The organism is Gloeobacter kilaueensis JS1 (genome assembly GCF_000484535.1).
In the GTDB taxonomy this organism is placed as follows: domain Bacteria; phylum Cyanobacteriota; class Cyanobacteriia; order Gloeobacterales; family Gloeobacteraceae; genus Gloeobacter; species Gloeobacter kilaueensis.
Genome location: NC_022600.1, coordinates 743,639 through 761,015, shown reverse-complemented (window position 1 = coordinate 761,015; position 17,377 = coordinate 743,639). Strand labels below are relative to the sequence as shown.

At 60.9% G+C, this 17,377-nt stretch carries 14 protein-coding genes; 7 read left to right on the top strand and 7 right to left on the bottom strand.

All coding sequences use genetic code 11. The annotated features are described in order from the left end of the window. Positions 1 to 4: 4 nt before the first annotated feature. Positions 5 to 343, bottom strand: a complete 339-nt coding sequence (locus GKIL_RS03430; RefSeq protein WP_023172005.1) for an ATP-dependent Clp protease adaptor ClpS — start codon at positions 341 to 343, stop codon at positions 5 to 7. 88 nt (positions 344 to 431) lie between these two features. Here GKIL_RS03430 and GKIL_RS03425 point away from each other — a divergent pair, with 88 nt between their 5' ends. The 3 genes from GKIL_RS03425 (at position 432) to GKIL_RS03415 (ending at position 2,580) form a co-directional block, all read left to right on the top strand. Next, positions 432 to 803, top strand: coding sequence for a rhodanese-like domain-containing protein (locus GKIL_RS03425; protein ID WP_023172004.1), 372 nt, complete (start codon positions 432 to 434; stop codon positions 801 to 803). A gap of 91 nt (positions 804 to 894) precedes the next feature. Beyond that, positions 895 to 2,013, top strand: a complete 1,119-nt coding sequence (locus tag GKIL_RS03420) for a dockerin type I domain-containing protein (protein ID WP_023172003.1) — start codon at positions 895 to 897, stop codon at positions 2,011 to 2,013. Between the two features lie 114 nt (positions 2,014 to 2,127). Continuing rightward, complete coding sequence (locus GKIL_RS03415; RefSeq protein ID WP_023172002.1) at positions 2,128 to 2,580, top strand: VOC family protein; 453 nt, start codon at positions 2,128 to 2,130, stop codon at positions 2,578 to 2,580. An 8-nt stretch (positions 2,581 to 2,588) separates the two neighbouring features. On the opposite strand, the gene GKIL_RS03410 is transcribed toward GKIL_RS03415, so the two are convergent. Beyond that, entirely contained in the window at positions 2,589 to 4,262 is a 1,674-nt protein-coding gene (locus GKIL_RS03410) for a multicopper oxidase family protein (protein WP_023172001.1), read from the bottom strand. A gap of 64 nt (positions 4,263 to 4,326) precedes the next feature. After that, positions 4,327 to 5,553, bottom strand: coding sequence for an FG-GAP repeat domain-containing protein (locus GKIL_RS03405; RefSeq protein WP_023171999.1), 1,227 nt, complete (start codon positions 5,551 to 5,553; stop codon positions 4,327 to 4,329). Positions 5,554 to 6,427: 874 nt separating this feature from the next. Here GKIL_RS03405 and GKIL_RS24495 point away from each other — a divergent pair. Then, a complete protein-coding gene (locus tag GKIL_RS24495; RefSeq protein ID WP_023171997.1) occupies positions 6,428 to 7,009 on the top strand; it encodes a hypothetical protein in 582 nt (193 codons plus the stop codon). 68 nt (positions 7,010 to 7,077) lie between these two features. Here GKIL_RS24495 and glmS read toward each other — a convergent pair whose 3' ends face one another. Continuing rightward, positions 7,078 to 8,907, bottom strand: coding sequence for a glutamine--fructose-6-phosphate transaminase (isomerizing) (gene glmS / locus GKIL_RS03395; RefSeq protein WP_023171996.1), 1,830 nt, complete (start codon positions 8,905 to 8,907; stop codon positions 7,078 to 7,080). Positions 8,908 to 9,075: 168 nt separating this feature from the next. Here glmS and GKIL_RS03390 point away from each other — a divergent pair, with 168 nt between their 5' ends. The 3 genes from GKIL_RS03390 (at position 9,076) to GKIL_RS03380 (ending at position 11,233) form a co-directional block, all read left to right on the top strand. Then, positions 9,076 to 9,651, top strand: coding sequence for a GNAT family N-acetyltransferase (locus GKIL_RS03390; protein WP_023171995.1), 576 nt, complete (start codon positions 9,076 to 9,078; stop codon positions 9,649 to 9,651). 63 nt (positions 9,652 to 9,714) lie between these two features. Further along, positions 9,715 to 10,074 carry a hypothetical protein gene (locus GKIL_RS03385; protein WP_223173801.1) on the top strand — a complete coding sequence of 120 codons (360 nt, stop codon included), beginning with the start codon at positions 9,715 to 9,717 and terminating at the stop codon, positions 10,072 to 10,074. A 52-nt stretch (positions 10,075 to 10,126) separates the two neighbouring features. Then, entirely contained in the window at positions 10,127 to 11,233 is a 1,107-nt protein-coding gene (locus GKIL_RS03380; RefSeq protein WP_023171993.1) for an aromatic ring-hydroxylating oxygenase subunit alpha, read from the top strand. A gap of 5 nt (positions 11,234 to 11,238) precedes the next feature. Here GKIL_RS03380 and drmC read toward each other — a convergent pair whose 3' ends face one another. Genes drmC through drmA form a run of 3 tightly spaced genes read right to left on the bottom strand, consistent with a single transcriptional unit; the run spans position 11,239 to position 17,371 of the window. After that, entirely contained in the window at positions 11,239 to 12,045 is an 807-nt protein-coding gene (gene drmC, locus GKIL_RS03375) for a DISARM system phospholipase D-like protein DrmC (RefSeq protein WP_023171992.1), read from the bottom strand. Further along, positions 12,042 to 13,910, bottom strand: a complete 1,869-nt coding sequence (gene drmB, locus GKIL_RS03370; RefSeq protein ID WP_023171991.1) for a DUF1998 domain-containing protein — start codon at positions 13,908 to 13,910, stop codon at positions 12,042 to 12,044. Before drmB ends, drmC begins: the two co-directional genes overlap by 4 nt. Then, positions 13,910 to 17,371, bottom strand: coding sequence for a DISARM system helicase DrmA (gene drmA / locus GKIL_RS03365; protein WP_023171990.1), 3,462 nt, complete (start codon positions 17,369 to 17,371; stop codon positions 13,910 to 13,912). Before drmA ends, drmB begins: the two co-directional genes overlap by 1 nt. Positions 17,372 to 17,377: the final 6 nt, after the last annotated feature.

The window sequence follows — 17,377 nt, the reverse complement described above, 5'->3', positions numbered from 1 at the left end:
AGGGCTAGCTCTCGCAGCAGTCGGACATCAACCCCTCGCGGACGAGCTTCTCGCAGACCAGTTCGGCCACCTCGCGCGGCCCCTGGTAGGTGGCGGCCACCCCCTCCCGGTGCGCCTGCCAGGCCACCGACCAGGCCATGTCCTCCGACATCCCCGGTACGTGGCGCACCAGACTCTCGACGACGTGCTCGAACTTGTTGAACGGGTCGTTCCAGATGCGCACCACCCAGTCCCGCCAGCGCAGGGGCGTCTTTTCTGGCGTCTTGACCGGATCGACCGGAGTGCGGGTGGGCAGTTTCGTCGGCGCAGAAATCGCCGTCGATGCAGGGTGCAGTCGCTCCATAAAAGTAGATGTTAGAAACGCTTTTAGCCAGTGTAGCGAACCCAAACCGCGCTAGGATCCGCTCAGAGCGTGCCTGGATCGAGAATTTATGGATCATTCCTCTGGCTTTTTGAAACTGGTGGACGACGCCAAGACCCGCATTCAAGAGTGCAACGTCGCAGAGGTCTACGCCTGGAAAGAGCAGGACAGGCCCTTTGTCCTCGTCGATGTGCGCGAGGAGTCCGAGTGGCAGGCAGGCCACATTCCTGGTGCCCGACACCTGGGAAAAGGGGTGATCGAGCGCGACATCGAGGTGGCCATCCCAGACCACGACGCGCCGATCGTGCTCTACTGCGGCGGCGGCTACCGCTCAGCCCTGGCAGCGGACGCCCTGCAGAAGATGGGCTATACCCGCGTCCTCTCGATGGACGGTGGGATGCGCGGCTGGCGGCTGGCGGGCTATCCTGAACAGAAACCTTGAGCGGCGTCGCAGCTTTTTAAGGTGAACTTTTCAGGCGCGATCTCGTCTACAGAGCCAACCCGCTCACCCGTCCATTGTCCGGAGAGTCGATATGAAAAGGATTCTCCCCTGGCTGGCTCTTTTGAGCCTGCCCATCGCTGTCCTTGCTGCCGAACCGGGCGACCTCAACGGCGACGGCCACGTCGATAGCCAGGATATTCAACTGCTCGACGGCTACCTCGACGGCACCACCGTGCTGCAGGACAGCCAGATTGCCGCCGCCGACGCCGACGGTGACAAAAAGATCACAGGCCGCGACCGCGACATCCTCAAGCGCCGGGTCGAAGGTCTGAGCCTCAGGGCCAAAGCCGATACTGTCCGCGACGGTGGCCGGGGCCAGATCGACCTTCAAAGTGCCGACAGCGGCGTAGTCGTCGATAAGCAGACCGGCCAGCCTCTTGCCGGGGTCGAAGTCTCGCTGCCGGACGAAGGGATCACCGTGCGCACCGACAGTGAGGGCCGCTTTAGCCTGCCCCACGCCTCCGCCGGCAAGATTCTCACCGCCAGGGCCAGCAACTACGCCCCTACCGCCCTTTCCGGCAAAGCCGGGGCCGGAGGCTATCAGCTTCAGCTGGAGCGGCTCTCGCCCCGCCTGCAGGTGCTCGACGACGAACTGCACCACTTAGGGGACGACCAGTACGGGCGCGGCTCGGCGAACGCCAGCGATTTTCGCCTGCACGCCGAAGGCACCGCCTACACCCGCAACTTTACCCTGCGGACGCCGCCTACCGGCGATCTGCTCCTGCGCATCGGCTCGGTCATCGGTCTCGATACGCCCCAGTCCGCCGCCGCCGGTCAGACCCAGGTGAGCTTTTTTGGTACCGAGCAGGATGGGCTGAAGATCTACCTCAACGGCAGCCTTGTAAGCCAGGTCTACGTCAACGCCGACAACATCGCCGTCAAACTGCCGCGCTGGCTCCTGCAGCCCGGCAGCAACCAGTTGCGCCTTGAGACCCACGTCTTCAGCCAACCGGCGGCGATGAGCGGCGGCGGCCTGATGGGTCTGCTGGGCGTCTTTGGCATGGGTGGAGGGATGGCCGGGACGATGGCCGGCAACGTCATCGACTACGACGATCTCGAATTTGCCCACCTCGTCCTCGAAGATGTCGCTGGCCGGGTGCGCTCGTTCGACAGCCGGGGTGAAGTCTCTGGACCCCGCTTCACGCCCTGAGCCGCTGCCGGACAAATTTGGTACAAATGTTCATGATCTGGACACCTGTCCGCGTGCGAGAATGCAGCCACGGGACATGGACAGACGTTCCACAACAAATATAGGAGAAGCGCGATGACAGAGACAGCCGTCAAGGCCGTTCCCACCGGCTATCACACCGTCACCCCTTATCTGAGCGTGCAGAATGTGGCCGGGCTGGTCGATTTTCTCGCTCGGGCCTTCGGTGCCCAGGAGCTGCACCGCACCGTCCATCCAAACGGCACCTTCGCCCACTGCGAGGTGCGCCTTGGCGACTCGATCGTGATGTTCTCCGAGGCGAGCGAAGCCTGGCCGCCCACGCCCACCTCGATCTATCTCTACGTCGAAGACACCGATGCGGCCTATCGGCGCGCCCTTGAGGCTGGGGCTACCTCGCTGATGGAACCCGCCGACCAGTTCTACGGCGACCGCAACGCCGGTATCAAAGATCCCGCCGGCAACTCCTGGTGGATCGCCACCCACTTTGAAGATGTACCGCCTGCTGAGTTGCAAAAGCGCTTCGAGGCAGCGCTGGCCCAGCGGGGCTGAGCCGGTTTTTACGGGCGGCGCGCCCCAACTGTATTGGGGCGCGCTACCTCGATCGTGCCCATCATGCCGCCGTCCTCGTGCTCCAGGATGTGGCAGTGGTAGACAAAGGTACCGCGAATTTCCGGATCGCGAAAGTCCATGCGCAGCTTCACCCTCGGGTAGGCCGTCGCCTTGCCGTCCCAGAACGGTACATCGACGGTGTCGCGCAACTGGGTTGCATCGCCCGTTGGCTTACCGTCCCGCTCCAGCACCTGAAAGTGAATCTGGTGGATATGAAAGGCGTGGGACTCCCGGCTGCGATTTTCGACGATCCAGTCCTCGACGCTGCCCTGCTGAACGGTGATGTTCGGTTGGCTGAAGAAGGGATCGAACAGTTTCGGTTCCACGCCTGGCCTGTCCTCAGTAATATAAAACTCGCCTTTGTCGTTATTTTCCGAAAAATAGAGTCGGCGCGTGCGCACCGGCTGGACCACCGAGATCCGGCTGAAGCGCATCGAGCGCACCGGTCGCTCTGCGGCTCCGACGACGGGCAGGGCGGGTAGCTTCTGTTTTGCAGCAACTACGATCCGGGCCAGGTCGCGCTCGGGATCGCAGTCGCCGTCCGGGCCGCTGTCGTAGGCCAGGGTCAACAGCTTCGCCTCGCGCACCGGGCTTGTCGGCCCCCGGACGATAAATTCGGCGCGTCCGGCGGGCGGCAGCAACACATGGGTTGCCCGTAGCGTCACCGGATAGGCCCGCCCCAGGTCGTCCTTGCGCGTCGGCACCCCATCCACTGCCACCACCTCTAGTGGTTGAGGCTCACCGTCGTAGCGCAACTGCAGATCAAAGTAGGTGTCGGCAGCAGCGTTGAGCACCCGCCAGAACTGGCGCTGGTTCGCTTTTAACGGAATTTGGGCAAGCCGCTTGTCGCCGTAGACCACTGGCACGTAGTTGAGCGAAACGTCCTTGGCGGGCCGGGTGGACCCGTCCTGGTCAGGGCAGAGCCGTGGCCCCTGAGCACTCGCCTCTGTTTTGGGCGCGAGGTCGCGCAAGATCAAGATCTGCTCCGGCAGACCTCGCACTGCTGGGTTAATTTGCTCGATGCCGCGCACGACGAGTGCCCCCGACGCTCCGCCCAGCACCTGCGGCTCGCTCAGGCCGTGGGGATGGGGATGGTACCAGTACAGCCCCGGCGGCTCGTTGGCCGGAATCTGGAAGCGGTACTCAAAAGTCGCCCCGTCCGCAATCGTCGTGCCCAGCACATCGTCACCGTGACAGGTGGGCGGAATATTCAGACCGTGGTAGTGCAGGTTGGTGCGCAGCAGGCTCGTGTCGGCACTGGCTCCAGAACAGGGATTGCGCAGGCGGCCAGCCGGATGCTGGTGCGCACCGGGCAGAATCGCCGTGCGATCGAGGGCGTTGTGGATGCGCAGCACGACCTTATCGCCCGGCGCGACCCAGAGCGTCGGTGATTGCACCGCACCGTTGTAGAGCAAGCAAAAGCGCTCACTCCCGGCGTTGCGCAACACAAAAGTTGCTTCCAATTTACCGTTGCGGCTGCGCAGCAGTGCCGGCGCACCAGCAACACTGCCCGCTTCCGGACGAGGACACCCATCGCTTGCAGGCGGGCCTGCACCGCGTGCGACCATCTGCGCTACCCAGGCCAGCGCGAGCCCAACCCCCAGCCAGAATACCCGCTTCATCGCGCCGTCCCCGCTCTCACCTGCCGACGAGTATACGCCCGGCGCTCCGCCTCGAAACAGCCCGCTAGCCGGATCGCCGGGATCTGGTGCTGCGCGCTGTGGCGGTCGTGTTCAGCAGCACCCCGACGTAGGGGTTGAACGCGCTTGCCGTCACTACGTCCAGATCGCCGTCGTTGTCGAGATCGCCCACCGCCAGGGCCGAAGGCGATGCGACAGCAAAGCTCACCGGGGCAAGAAAGCCACCATTGCCGTTGTTGACGAGAACTGTGACCGCATCGAAGGACGCTGCGGAGCCGGTGTAGAGAATGTCCAGGGCTCCATCGCCATTGAGATCCGCCACCGCTACATCCGAAGTTGCAGACGTGGCAACCGGCAGGCCAGCCGAGAAGGTTCCATCGCCGAGATTGGACAGGACCACCACCCCCCCGACTCCGCCCGTCACCAGATCGAGGTCGCCGTCGCCGTCGAGGTCGCCCACCGCGATCTGTCGCCCGCCCTGCACCGCCGGAAAGTACTGGGCAGGGGCAAAGGTGCCGTTGCTGCGGTTGCGCAGCACAGCAACTTCGGAAGGATAGGAGTTGATTGCCACCAGATCGAGATCGCCGTCGCCGTCGAGGTCGCCGCTTGCGATCTCGTAAGGATTGACAAGCGGTAGGCGTTCTCCCCCGCGCCCCGCGAAGTATCGCCTGCCCCGATTGGGTACGACGATGGCGAGCCGGGCGCTGTAGCCAAAGCCGCTCACCCCGGCCAGATCGAGATCGCCGTCGCCGTCGAGATCCCCGAGGGTGATCGACACAGGCGGAGCGCTACGGTACTGGTTCAGGCGCACCGCGAACGTGCCGCTCCCTTTGCCGCGATTTTCTAAAACCCCCAGGGTGCCAAAACCGTAGGAGTAGAGCGCGTAACTGCTCGTCACCAGATCCAGATCGCCGTCGCCGTTGAGATCACCTGCGACCAGGGCCAGATTCCGGTTCGCCCCCGGCAGGGGCAGGGTATCCGGAGAGCCAAAATTGGCCGCCCCGCCGTTGGTAAACCGCGACAGGCAGCAATCATTGCTGCTGCCCTCAGGAGCGGTCACGATGTCGAGGTCGCCGTCATTGTCAAAGTCGCCGAGCACGAGCGCAACATTTTCATCCCGGTCTACCAGATTCTGCACCGGGGCAAAATTCACCTGGGCCTGCGCTGGAGCCGTCTGGATGAGCAGCGTCGTCGCAAGACCTAGCGACAGCAGCAAAGAAGCACCGGGAAGCTCTCCCCGCCGGAAGTGTCGGATACCCCAATTTCTGTGCATCACACCACACTCTCTACGGAACAATGAGGAATGATACACGTCCCGTCCCGATGCGGAAGACAACGCTGTAGAAAGTTAACGAGAAGCTACCATCTGCGCAGAGCGAGAATCGAACAAATCTCTTCTTGCTTTATCCCCCACTGAGGATATCGAGTTCAAAGTCCTTGCACCTGACCATCGGCCCTGTCACTTCAAGATAGCGACCTTCTGCAGTACTGGCGTACAAAAGACGATGAAGCCAAACTTCCAGGAGAGACTCTCGCTCCAGCTTAAGAACCGGTGCCGTGGCAGACAAAGATTGTACAGAGATTGCCCAGGGTCTACAAAGCAGATTTGGCGGCCAGATCCTGCGCGTCGAGCCTGCCCCCTCCCTGGAAGTACCCTGGTTGCCCGAGCCGCAAGGCGGTTATCCACAGAATGAAGGACCCTGGGCCTACCACGACGTATTGGAAGATAACGGTTCCGTACGCGATCCAATGCTCCTGGGTAATGAGAAGCCAGAACCACTGGCCCAGTAGAAAGCGCGATGGGGCAACCTAAAAGACGCTGTGTTTTCGTACCCTTATACTTGAATAGGCAGAGGTACCAGGATTATGAGCAAATTTTCGAGAATTATAACTGCTCTTGAGAGACCTGATATGCAGGTGCTTGAAATGGCTTTGAACGAGCGTCAGCACCTTCCTAAACATGAAAGCAATTACATCACTTACCTGGCATGTTTCACACATTACGACTTTGCTCTCGAATTGCTTAAGCAATTTGGAATTTATTCTCTGCCTGAAACGAAAATCCCTGTTTTTTCGATGAACTCAACCGTACATTTCACGTTAAGTTGCTGTTAAACAATCTCGCTCACACAGATTTCTACGACAATGTGAAAGATTATATTGAGCAGGTTGAAGGTCGAGTCAACAGAGTTTTGGCGAGAGCTAATAATTCGTACATAGAAGATTTCAACAAAGCAGTCGCCGGATTCAGTCGCGATAGATACTATAGCTTTCTGCAAGAGAGTGAGCCGGGCGTGCTGGAGGAAGTTTTTCCAATTAGTATTCAGGATGAAAGATTACTGTCTTACTGGGACAATCCCTTCCTTTCTATTTCTGGATTTTTGGAACACTTATTAGTTAGCGAAGCCATAGTACATGTTGTTAGAGTACCAAGACGCGATAACTGGATCAACATTCGTAAAATTACAAGAAATGTTGGTGGGATTGTCATGCTCAACGATCAATCAGAGAGCAGAGCTTTTAATTTGTCATTGGAGCGTATAAGAGCCGCTCAAAGCGTTCTAAAGCAACTGGCAGCTTGCAAATGGTACACAAGTCATGAGCCAGAGAATCACAGCATCATCGAGTTTTTAAAAGAAGCAAGTTTCACATCTACAGTCTACGAAAGAACAGCAGATATGACACTGCGTTCAATCTTGATAGATATTGTCTCTGCGGCTTTTGCCTGAATTCTTAAAAAGACAACAGCTGCCGGTACCCAGCCCTCGAATACAAAGCTGGACCACGTCCACTGTTCTCACTCAACTGTGACGCTTTTTGCCAGGTTTCTCGGCTGGTCTACGTCCAGGCCACGACGGGCAGCGATGTGGTAGGCGAGCAGTTGCAGGGGCACGACGGTGAGGATGGGCGAGAGCAGTTCGTCTACCACCGGCACCGGCAGAATCTGATCGAAAGTCTCGACTGCTGCCGGGTCGTCGAGGGGAGCGACGCCGATGAGGCGGGCGTCGCGGGCTTTGGCTTCCTGGGCGTTGGAGAGCACCTTTTCGTAGACTTTGCCCGGAACGGCGATGGCGACGACGGGGACGGCGGCATCGAGGAGAGCGATGGGGCCGTGCTTCATCTCGCCCGCCGGATAGCCCTCGGCGTGGATGTAGGAGATTTCTTTGAGCTTGAGGGCACCTTCGAGGGCGATCGGATAGTTGAGGCCCCGACCGACAAAGATAAAGTCGCGGGTGGCGTCAAATTCGCGGGCCAGTTCGGTGATGTAGCGCTCCTGGGTGTCGAGGATGTTCTCGATGTGGGTGGGCAGTTGCTGCAGGCCGGTGAGAATTTCGTGGATGCGCTCAGGCGTCTGGGTGTCGCGCAGGTGGGCCAGTTGTAGAGCGAGCAGATAAAAGGCGATGAGCTGGCTTGTAAAGGTTTTGGTGGCGGCGACGCCGATTTCAAGCCCGGCGCGGGTGTCGATGATGTGCTCGTACTTCTGGCCCAGGGAGCTTTCGGGGCGGTTGGTGATCCCCAGGATGCGCACGCCCTGCTGGTGGGCGACTTTTAGCGCTTCGATCGTATCGGCGGTCTCGCCGGACTGGGTGACGCCGATGACCAGGATGCGGTCACTCAGAGGCGGTAGGTTGTAGCGAAATTCGCTGGCGTAGTTGACCTCGGTGGGCAGGCCCGAAAGCGATTCGATGAGGTACTTGCCCACCAGCGAGGCGTGCCAGCTCGTGCCGCAGGCAATGATATAGATGCGCTCAAGTCCAGCGAACAAGTCGGTGGGCAGGCCGAGGCGGACGGGGCTGCCCCGATCGCCGATGCGGTCTTCTAAACTGTCGCGGATCACCCCCGGCTGTTCGTGGATTTCTTTGAGCATGAAGTGGCGAAAGCCGCGCTTTTCGACCAGGCTTGGGTTCCAGTTGAGGGTGCGGGGCGAGCGGCGCAACTTGTGACCCGTAAAGTCGTAGACCTCGACGCCCGTGCGGGTGATCCGGGCGCACTCGCCGTCCTGCAACGTCAGGACGCGGGTGGTGTGGGAGACGATGGCAGGTACGTCGCTTGCAAAGTAATTTTCACCGTCGCCGTAGCCCACCACCAGCGGTGCCTGCTGGCGCACGACGATCATCTCGTCTGGAAAGTCAGCGCTCAGCACGGCGATGGCGTAGGCTCCCTTCAGCTCGCGCACGGCAGCAAGCACTGCCTCCAGCAGAGTGCGACCGTCAAGATGACAGGCGATGAGGTGGGGAATCACCTCGGTGTCGGTCTCGGACTTAAAAAGGCAGCCGCGCTCCTTGAGGGCCGTGCGCAGCTCGGAGTAATTTTCGATGATCCCGTTTTGAATCACCGCCAGCCGCCCGCTCGCGTCGGTGTGGGGATGGGCGTTGTGTTCTTCCGGCTTACCGTGGGTGGCCCAGCGGGTGTGGCCGATGCCGATGGTGGCGGTGGTGCGGTACGCCCCTTCGAGTTTCTGTTCGAGGTTATGGAGTTTACCCTTGGCCCGCACCAATTCGAGGCCACTCCCGCCCACGGTGGCGATGCCCGCCGAGTCGTAGCCCCGGTACTCCAGGCGCTTGAGACCATCGACCAGAAAAGGCAGCGCGGCGCGCTCGCCAATGTAGCCTACGATTCCACACATAGCCGCACCCAGCGTTGAAGCGTCGGATCGATTCTACGTTAGCGGGCAGTCGCCTCCGCCACTGTCTCCCCTACCCGAGGCAGCGGACTATAAAGCGGTGGGCGTAAAATGGCGAGAAGTACGATCCCAGCCTGAGAGCCTCGCAGCGCAAACCCGCCCCCATCCCGCATGAAAAGTTTTGAACTCAGCAGCGAGCAGGAAGCGAACGAGCCCGCCTTTACGATCCGGCCAGCGATAGCCGAGGACGCGGGCAGCATCGCTGCCATCCTGACTGAGTGCTTCCATCCGCCGGTGGGGCTGACGCGCTGGATTCAACCCTGGATTCAGGCGGGGCTGAAAGCGGAGATCAGCCTGCGGTTGCGCACGCCCCCTGCCTTTTACAGTTGCCTGGTGGCCCTGGTGGAGGAGCACACCGCCGGTACGGTCGAGGTGGCCCTGCGCAGCCTGCCCCAGCAGTGGTGGATGCCGCCGGGATTGGGCGGCTCGACTCGACTCGCCTACATCTCGAATCTGGCGGTGAGCAACACCTATCGCCGCCAGGGCGTCGCCCGCGCTCTGTTGCTTGAAGTCGAGAAGCTGGTGCGGCGCTGGAACCAGTCCACCGTCAACCTGCACGTCATGGAACGTAACCGGGGAGCGCTCGCCCTCTACTACGGCCTGGGCTATCAACTCGAGCGCACCGAGCAGGAATGGCCCCTCTTGGGCGACCGCAAGTTGCTGCTGCACAAAAAACTCAGCGCCTGATCGAAGCAGCGCATATTGGCTCCGATGGCGGACAATAGCTGCAATTAGATGCGAGCTTCAGCGGTGAAAGGTCTTAGAGACTCCCTTGTCAAGCGACCGCGTTCGCAGGCAAAGCTGGACCAGGATCTATCGATCTACATCTTTTCGACGTCGGCAGCGATGCTGGGCGTCTGTCTGACGGCGATTGGCCTGTTGCAGATAAGCCACCGGATCAAACTGGTCAGTACACTGGGCGACGATCTGCTCGCTATCGACTCGATTATTTTTTTGCTGGCCTGCGTTCTTGCTTACTTTGGCCTGAGAACGCGCTCCACGCGTCAGACCCTCAAAGAACGGCTGGAGAGCATCGCCGATGTCTGCTTTCTACTCGGGCTATGTGCCATGGCTGCTGCCTGTCTGCTGATTACTTACGAATTCGTCTAGAAGCGGGGCTTCTCTATTAGAGTGGTGCCGGGCATTTACAGGTACCAGGGCAATGACGACCTTTCAGCGAGCGCGCATCGAAGCGGGCGATCGCACCCTCGAAGGCATCTACTACACTTCTGAGGCCATCTTCGAGCGGGAGCGCCAGATGATTACCCGCCGTCACTGGCTGTGCGTCGGTCGCGCTGAGCAGCTACAAAGCCCCGGTGCGTACTTTCTTGTCGATGTCGATGGGGAGAGCTTGATTATCGTTCGCGGCCACGATGGGGCGATTCGCGCCTTTTATAATGTCTGCCGCCACCGGGGAACGCGCCTGTGTCGTTCAGGTGAGGGCCAATTTAGCGGCACCATCCGCTGTCCCTACCATGCCTGGAGCTACCGGTTCGACGGCAGCCTGGTGAGCGCCCCCCACATGGACGAGGTGCCCGATTTTGACATCGCCCACTGGCCGCTGGTGGGCTGTGCCATCGCCGAGTGGGAAGGTTTTCTCTGGGTCAACCTCGATTCGGAGGCACAGGCTTTCGAGCAGGCGATGGCTCCCCTCGTGGGCCGCTTCGCTCCCTGGCAGTTGGACCGCTTGCGCCGGGGTGCGCACATTCACTACGAGGTGGCCGCCAACTGGAAGATGATCTTCGAGAACTACAGCGAGTGCTACCACTGCCCGCCCATCCATCCCGGCCTGGTGCCGCTCTCGCCCGCCGACAGTGGCCGCAACGATTTTCTTTCTGGCCCGATTTTGGGGGGCTATATGAGCGTACAGCCGGGGGCCGGACTGACGACAAGTGGCCGCCGCTCCCGTCCGGCGGTGGGTACGGTCTCAGGCGCAGACCTGGAGCGGGCCTACTACTACACGTTCTTTCCCAATCTGCTATTTAGTCTCCATCCCGACTACGCGATGGTCCATTCTCTCTGGCCGGAGGCGGTGGACCGGACCCGGATCGTCTGTGAGTGGTACTTCGATCCGACAGAGATGGCAAAGCCGGACTTCGATGCAAGCGATGCGGTGCTGTTCTGGGATGAGATCAACCGCCAGGACTGGCAGATCTGTGAACGTACCCAGCAGGGTGTGCGCTCCTCCGCCTACCGCCCCGGCCCCTACGCCCAGCGCGAAGGGTTGGCGGCGGCCTTCGACCGCGAGTATCTAAGGGTACTGGGATAACACGCTCACACCGGATACAGCGCCAGCAGGTTCCTTTTTTGAATCAGCAACGCAAACTGCTGCCACAGCGCACTGGCGGTGGCCTGATCGCTCAGGAGCGCACCCACTTCGATATTTCTTTTGTGGGCCGCCTCGGTAAAGTTGGCGGAAGTGACCAGGGCTTTTTGCTGATCGATGACCACGCACTTGGCATGGAGACAGGCACGTTCGTTTCCGCCTTTTTGCAGGGCACGCGGATCGTAGAATACCTGCGGCAGCTTCGAGCCCGGCCAGATCTCTTCGCGAAAAAGTTTCCCAAACGCTTCTACCAGTTGCGCTTCGCTCTGGTTACTTTGAGTAGGACGATGAATATTGAGGCACACGCGCACGGTAAAGCCCGGCTCATTGTCCAGCCTGGCTGCCAGTTCGCCAAACAGTGCCATTGCTTTTTCGCCCCGATCGAGGGCGTAACTGGCGATCAAGACACTTTTACGGGCCGCCGCAAAGAGTTCCCGCACGACTACGGCGGTATCGCGGCCCGTGATTGCCAGCAAATCGTCTCCAGTCCAGACAATTTCTATCTGATCGCGCAGTTGCTGGGCGTCCGCCCGTTCGGCAACCAAAGCGCGCAGCAGATAAGCGATGTGAATGGGTTGCATTCCCTGGGCTGCCAGGTGCGCCATCTCTGCTGCCGCAGGTTCTGCCTGAAGAGCGCCTACCAGCGCCTGCAGCCCAAGGCGGGAGTAAGGCGGTACTATCCGACCCGATTCGAGGGCAGCGGCCAGAGCCTCCAGGTTCGTCCGGCTCAGTCCCCGCAATACAGCCGGATTCATAGCAGGTTCAGGTTCTTCTCAAAGAAGAACTCGGCTCCCAGACCTTCGACCGTGGGAGTGACCAGAGCCCGATCGAGAAACTCGTTGCCCCGCTCGCAGGAGGGCTCGGCGATGAGTAGACAGCTATGGCAGGCAGCCCCGTGCAGGAAGCGCTCCTCCTGATGACTGTCGGGGTCGTGCCCGGCACAGACCGGGTCGTTGGAGCACAGTTGCCCAAGTTCGAGGGCAAAGCGCAGGTGTCCTTCGATGTGTTTACCGACGCCCACCAGGCCGCCCAGGGTGCCTTCGCTGCCGGTGGAGCCGGTATAGAGCAAGATGCCGTGGCCCGCATCGCCGGCATAGATGCGTTCACGAATGGCAGTGGCACTATAACCACACTCCAGCGAAACAGCAGTGATGAGCAGGTGCGACAGTGAGTGGAGCATTACATACGGTAGACCAGGAAACTGGTGTTCAGTAATACCGCGTCGCCGCCGCCAGGTATCGAAACCTGCTTTTAGCTTTTTGCCCCTGGCTCTGACCTCCTGTCGAGCCAGCCAGGCATCGATCGCCTGCTTCTTAAAAGCGATGAATACACCCTCACCGCGATTTTCGATCGCAGGCACCCAACTCGGCTCGATGTCGAGGGCAGCGCGGCGCACACCGATATCGAGTTCTCCGTCGATGGTGGGCATGACCGGTTCAAAGCGGGTAAAGCCGACCTGGGCGATCACTTCCTTGAGGCGGTGGACGAGTACCACCCGATCGATGCGTTCAGCAAAACCGGGCTCCAGACCCGAAAGATCGCGGGTGGTGGCGTAGAAGTCGCCCTCCAGCACGTCCTCGCGCTCAGAATCAGGACTTGAAAGAAGCGTCTCAATCTCCACCTGCTTGATGCTTTTACCGGGTTCGGTGTCGGAACTGCCTCCGGCGCGGCGGCGAAAGATCTCGGCCATGATCGCTTCTTCAGCCAGACCTTCGAGGGCTGATTTGGCCTGGGGCAGGTTGCGGAGCATCCGCAAAGTCTCGATATTTTCCACAACCTGCAAGGTGTTCTGCCAGACTTTGCCCACCGCTTCGCGCACCTTCGCATCGTTGTCCGGCAGCGAAATAACGCTCAGAGTCTGTGAGAAGTAGGCGTTGGAGGCCGAACGCACCAGTAACCGTGCGTACTGCACCTGATCGTGTTCACCGCGACAGGGCTCGCTTGCTGTCTGTCCCTGACCGAGCCAGGGCCGTTCTCCCCGGCAGGGACCGAGCACCTTCGCTAAGGTGGCGTTGGAGAGGGGACGGCGCTTGCTGCAGCGCTCGCAGCGCACGAAAATATCGGCAAAATCGGAGCCGGAGCCGCCCTCGTCGAGCCACAGGGGGCCTCTGCAACTGGAGGCAAAATCGTCGTGGACGAACGCCGGCCAATCGATGTCAGCGAGATGACCGTTGATACAGGAGCGCACAAAGCGCACCGGCACCACCGGCACTTTTTTTCGATCTTCGCCAAAATAACTGTTGCCCCCATCGACGAGTTGCCTGGCGGGAACCAGGGGACGGCTCCGGTATTCTCTGCCGGCGTAGGTGAGGCTCTGGTTGACCTGAGCCAAAAACCAGGTTGGAAAGGTAAAGGCCGTGATGCCCGTGCGGGGAGCATTCGGGTCGGAGCCGTCGCAGGGCGGTGTATAGAGCTGAATCGAACTCACCTCGAGCAGCCTGGCGACCTTGGCGGCGAGGCGCTCCTCTTCGACCAGCTTTCTACCTGCCTCCGACCAGTGGTTGAGCCCCCCGATCACCACCGAGTGATTGGGCATATCGATCATCGAGCCCGGACCGTAAGTAGTAAGGATCTGGCTGCGACGCAGTTCACCGGGTGGGTGCTTAGACGGGTTGGGCATCAGTCGTCCTCTCCTTGCACTTCCTGACCGTTGACATTGCGAATCCACAGGTTGACTGTCGGCTCGACATCTCTAAGGGAGCGCCCGGCCTTGAATTTGCGGCAGACCGCAGGTTGCAGTTCCAGTTCCGGGTCCAGAGGGTCGTAGAGTAGCGGCGGAGCACCCCCTACTTCCCGCTGGTACTGCAAGGCTCCCCGGTCGCGGGCGATCGTCTGCCAGTCGTCGAGCAGGTTTTTCACCCTGGCTCGAATATGGCTGCGCAGGCTGGCTGCCTCTTCTGCCCGCAGATCTGGGTCGGAGGCTTCGGCGCGGCGGGCAATTGCCTCGACGACAAAATCTAGATCTTTGCAGTAGGTGAGGATCTCGTGGGCGTTGAGCGGTGGGGTGAGCCTGCCATCTCCCAAACGGGCGAGGGCAACGACTACCCCGGCGAGGCCGCGATCGACAGCCCGAGGCGAGAAGGGGGTAACACTGGTTGCTTCCACTGCCCGGTAGAAGCTCTCGTGATAGGCAACGAAGCGCTCATAGTGCGAGCGGTCGCGGGGGCGATGCACGTTCATCAAGGTCACGACCAGCCCTGGGCGTTCGTCGTCGCGACCGACCCGGCTGGTGGCCTGGATATATTCGGAGGCGGTCTTTGGCTGACCCAGGACCACCATCAAGCCCAGGCGGGTGATGTCAAGACCAACTGAGATCATGTTGGTGGCGAGGGCCACATCGATGTGTTCTTTGTGTGCATGGGGGAGAGCGAGGCGACGCTTGGTATCGGCTACCTCACTGGTGGAGACCCGCGAGGTGAGTTCTCGTGGCTCACCCATCACCCAGTCGGCAAACAGTCCCTCGTCCTCCGCCTCGCCCACGCGCCGCCGGATACTGCAGCGAGCCAGGCGCGACTTGACTTCGTCCTCGACGATGCGGCGGCTGCCGCCCAGTTCTCTTAAGGCGTTGAAGTACCCGAGCAGGGTCATGTAGGGATCGGCAGGATTGGTCAGACTTTTCTTGCCGCCCGCCCGCTGCCATTCGCGCATCGCCGCACCCAACAGCGCCAGATAGACCCGCAGGAGGATGACCTTGAGGGATCTGCCCTGGGCTGCCACTCCGAGATACAGTCGCCCGTTCTTCTCACTGGTCGGAACGGTTCGGGCGAAGAAGGCATCGCGCCGATCCGGGCCAGGCGGTGGAAAGACATCCACCTGGGTGCGGCCAAACAGGGCGCGGATCTGTTTTTCTGCCCGCCGCACCGTCGCCGTCGAAGCGATAATCTTGGGCCGAATCGACCGGCCTTCTGCGTCGAAGCGGCTCGACAGCGCGTCGATCGCCGTCTCGTACAGCCCGACCATCGTGCCCAGGGGACCGGAGATCAGGTGCAACTCGTCTTGAATGACCAGATCCGGCGGGGCAAGGGAACCGCCCAACGGCTGGCCCTTGCCCGGATCTGTCGGTCCAAAGAAGCCTTGGTCGCTGTAGCGCTCGACTTTGCCAAAGAGCGCCCCAGTTTCGCCTACCCAGGGCAGGTTGGCAAACTTATCGACCGTGGCGATCACAAAGCAGGGCAGTCGCCGATAAATCTCGTCGTCTACCGCCAGCACCGGCAACGGATTATTCGAGCGGAAGTGACAGATAAACTGGCCGCTGGCAGTGCGCTTGCGGTTAAGGCAGACAACCGAAAGCCGGGTCGGGCTGTCGGCGTTGGGCAAAAGTTGAAAGGAGGCCGTCTTGAATTTTTCGTTGCACCAGGGGCAGTTCTCCAGCGGGATGGGCGAGGGTTTGCGATCGTTGTTTTGAAAGGCAATCGTCCGGGCCCGAGCACTGTAGCGGTCGTTATCGCCTTTTTTGCCGATGCGGTTGGGAGTTGCGGACTGGCCTACCCAGAGGCCAATCTCGAACGGCCAGGGTCCGAGTCTGGCAACGTTTGCCTGCCGCTCCAGTTCGAGGGCACAGATGAGAGTGGCAGCGCGGCCCAACTGGTCGAGGGTCAAAAGGCGCAGGGTATAGCGCATCAGGACGCTGAGGCCCGCCGAGGCGATGCTCGGGTTCTTGAGCCGCCGCAGAACGAGGGTGATCGCCGCCAGGCCCAGATAGGCTTCGGTCTTACCGCCGCCCGTCGGGAAGAACAACAGATCCACCACCTCGCGATCCGGGTGGGACGGCTCGGCGATGCCCCGCAGGTTCATCAAAATAAAAGCCAGCTGAAAAGGCCGCCAGGCAGGAGCCCTGGCGGTTTCGGGCGTACAGGTGCCATCGAAGCTCGCTCGCCGGCGAATCGCACTCGCTACCGCCCGGTTGGCAATCCGGAACGCCTCCAGCACTTGAGGGTCGGCAAGGCACGCGATCCCCGCTTCGATGCGCTGTCTGGCCACCGAAGCGCGGTGGAGCAGCCGGTCGGCCACCTGGCGTCGCTGCTCTCCGTCGGGCCGCTTCGCCCGCTGCTCAGCAATCCAGTCCGCGTACCGATCGGGCAGGGCCGCCAGCATCGCCGCCACCGCATCTGCATCCTTCGCCGCCGCCAGATTTTCCATACCCAGCTCGACACCGGCGATCGAGACGGGCACCACCTTCTCCACTTCGGCTGTGGGCAGCCAGGCAGTGCTGACGCAGCGGCAGCGGCCATCGGCATTTAGCCGGGCCACCGCCGATACGTTGTGGCCCACCGCGTACTCGCAGGCGTCTCGAAACTGCAGATCCGCCACCTGCTCATCCGCATCGCCGCCCTGGCCCCTGGGATCGGGGCGGGCCACGAACCCTGCTGCGCAGTGGATGCTCAGGGCCGCCTGGAAGATAAAAGCAGTGTCGCGCTCACCATCTCCTGCCGGTCGCCGATTGTTGACCAGAAAAATCGACACCGAGCGCGTGCCCGCCGGTACTGGCACCCCACTTTGCACGGGGCGGACGGAGAGAACCAGTTGTAACCCGCCGCTTTCAGCCACTGATAGCGACTGCATCGAATGACTCGAACGCGAGGACGCCTGTTCTTCTTTAAGAAGCGGTACGGTAAGCGACCACTTGCGGGCCGTCCGCTTCCAGACTTGTCCCTGGGCGTCGGTAGCTTGATCTACCTGCTCTTTTGCGTCGGTCTGCGTCGTCTCTTGCACCTGGGGCAGCGGAGTGTAGTCACCTCCCTCAATCACGACTCGCAAGTTCTCAACCTCGGAGGAGACCAGAAAGCTCACGCCCATCGAGGACGGAAAAAACGCCTTGCGGGCGGAAGCGGCCTCGGGAGCCGCCTCGTCGTCCCCCGCTCCTGACCCTTCTACCAGGTCGAGATCGTCGGCACTCACATCGTCGGAGCGCTGCTCGATCTTCGCCTCGTAGGGAACGAGAAACCCACTCAGATACCAGCGGGAAGGAGGCTGAGGCAACACCTCGTCCTGGTACCGTTGATCTTCTGGTAGCGGGCCGACTAGATCAAGTTGCAGAGCATCGACGAGGCTTTGCCGGACGTGTTTGGAAGAGTCTGCCATGTCTGG

Excerpts from the sequence above, each read along its gene's own strand:
- GKIL_RS03430 (WP_023172005.1), bottom strand. The coding sequence starts at position 343 with ATGGAGCGACTGCACCCTGCATCGACGGCGATTTCTGCGCCGACGAAA.
- GKIL_RS03425 (WP_023172004.1), top strand. The coding sequence starts at position 432 with ATGGATCATTCCTCTGGCTTTTTGAAACTGGTGGACGACGCCAAGACC.
- GKIL_RS03420 (WP_023172003.1), top strand. The coding sequence starts at position 895 with ATGAAAAGGATTCTCCCCTGGCTGGCTCTTTTGAGCCTGCCCATCGCT.
- GKIL_RS03415 (WP_023172002.1), top strand. The coding sequence starts at position 2,128 with ATGACAGAGACAGCCGTCAAGGCCGTTCCCACCGGCTATCACACCGTC.
- GKIL_RS03410 (WP_023172001.1), bottom strand. The coding sequence starts at position 4,262 with ATGAAGCGGGTATTCTGGCTGGGGGTTGGGCTCGCGCTGGCCTGGGTA.
- GKIL_RS03405 (WP_023171999.1), bottom strand. The coding sequence starts at position 5,553 with ATGCACAGAAATTGGGGTATCCGACACTTCCGGCGGGGAGAGCTTCCC.
- glmS (WP_023171996.1), bottom strand. The coding sequence starts at position 8,907 with ATGTGTGGAATCGTAGGCTACATTGGCGAGCGCGCCGCGCTGCCTTTT.
- GKIL_RS03390 (WP_023171995.1), top strand. The coding sequence starts at position 9,076 with ATGAAAAGTTTTGAACTCAGCAGCGAGCAGGAAGCGAACGAGCCCGCC.
- GKIL_RS03380 (WP_023171993.1), top strand. The coding sequence starts at position 10,127 with ATGACGACCTTTCAGCGAGCGCGCATCGAAGCGGGCGATCGCACCCTC.
- drmC (WP_023171992.1), bottom strand. The coding sequence starts at position 12,045 with ATGAATCCGGCTGTATTGCGGGGACTGAGCCGGACGAACCTGGAGGCT.
- drmB (WP_023171991.1), bottom strand. The coding sequence starts at position 13,910 with ATGCCCAACCCGTCTAAGCACCCACCCGGTGAACTGCGTCGCAGCCAG.
- drmA (WP_023171990.1), bottom strand. The coding sequence starts at position 17,371 with ATGGCAGACTCTTCCAAACACGTCCGGCAAAGCCTCGTCGATGCTCTG.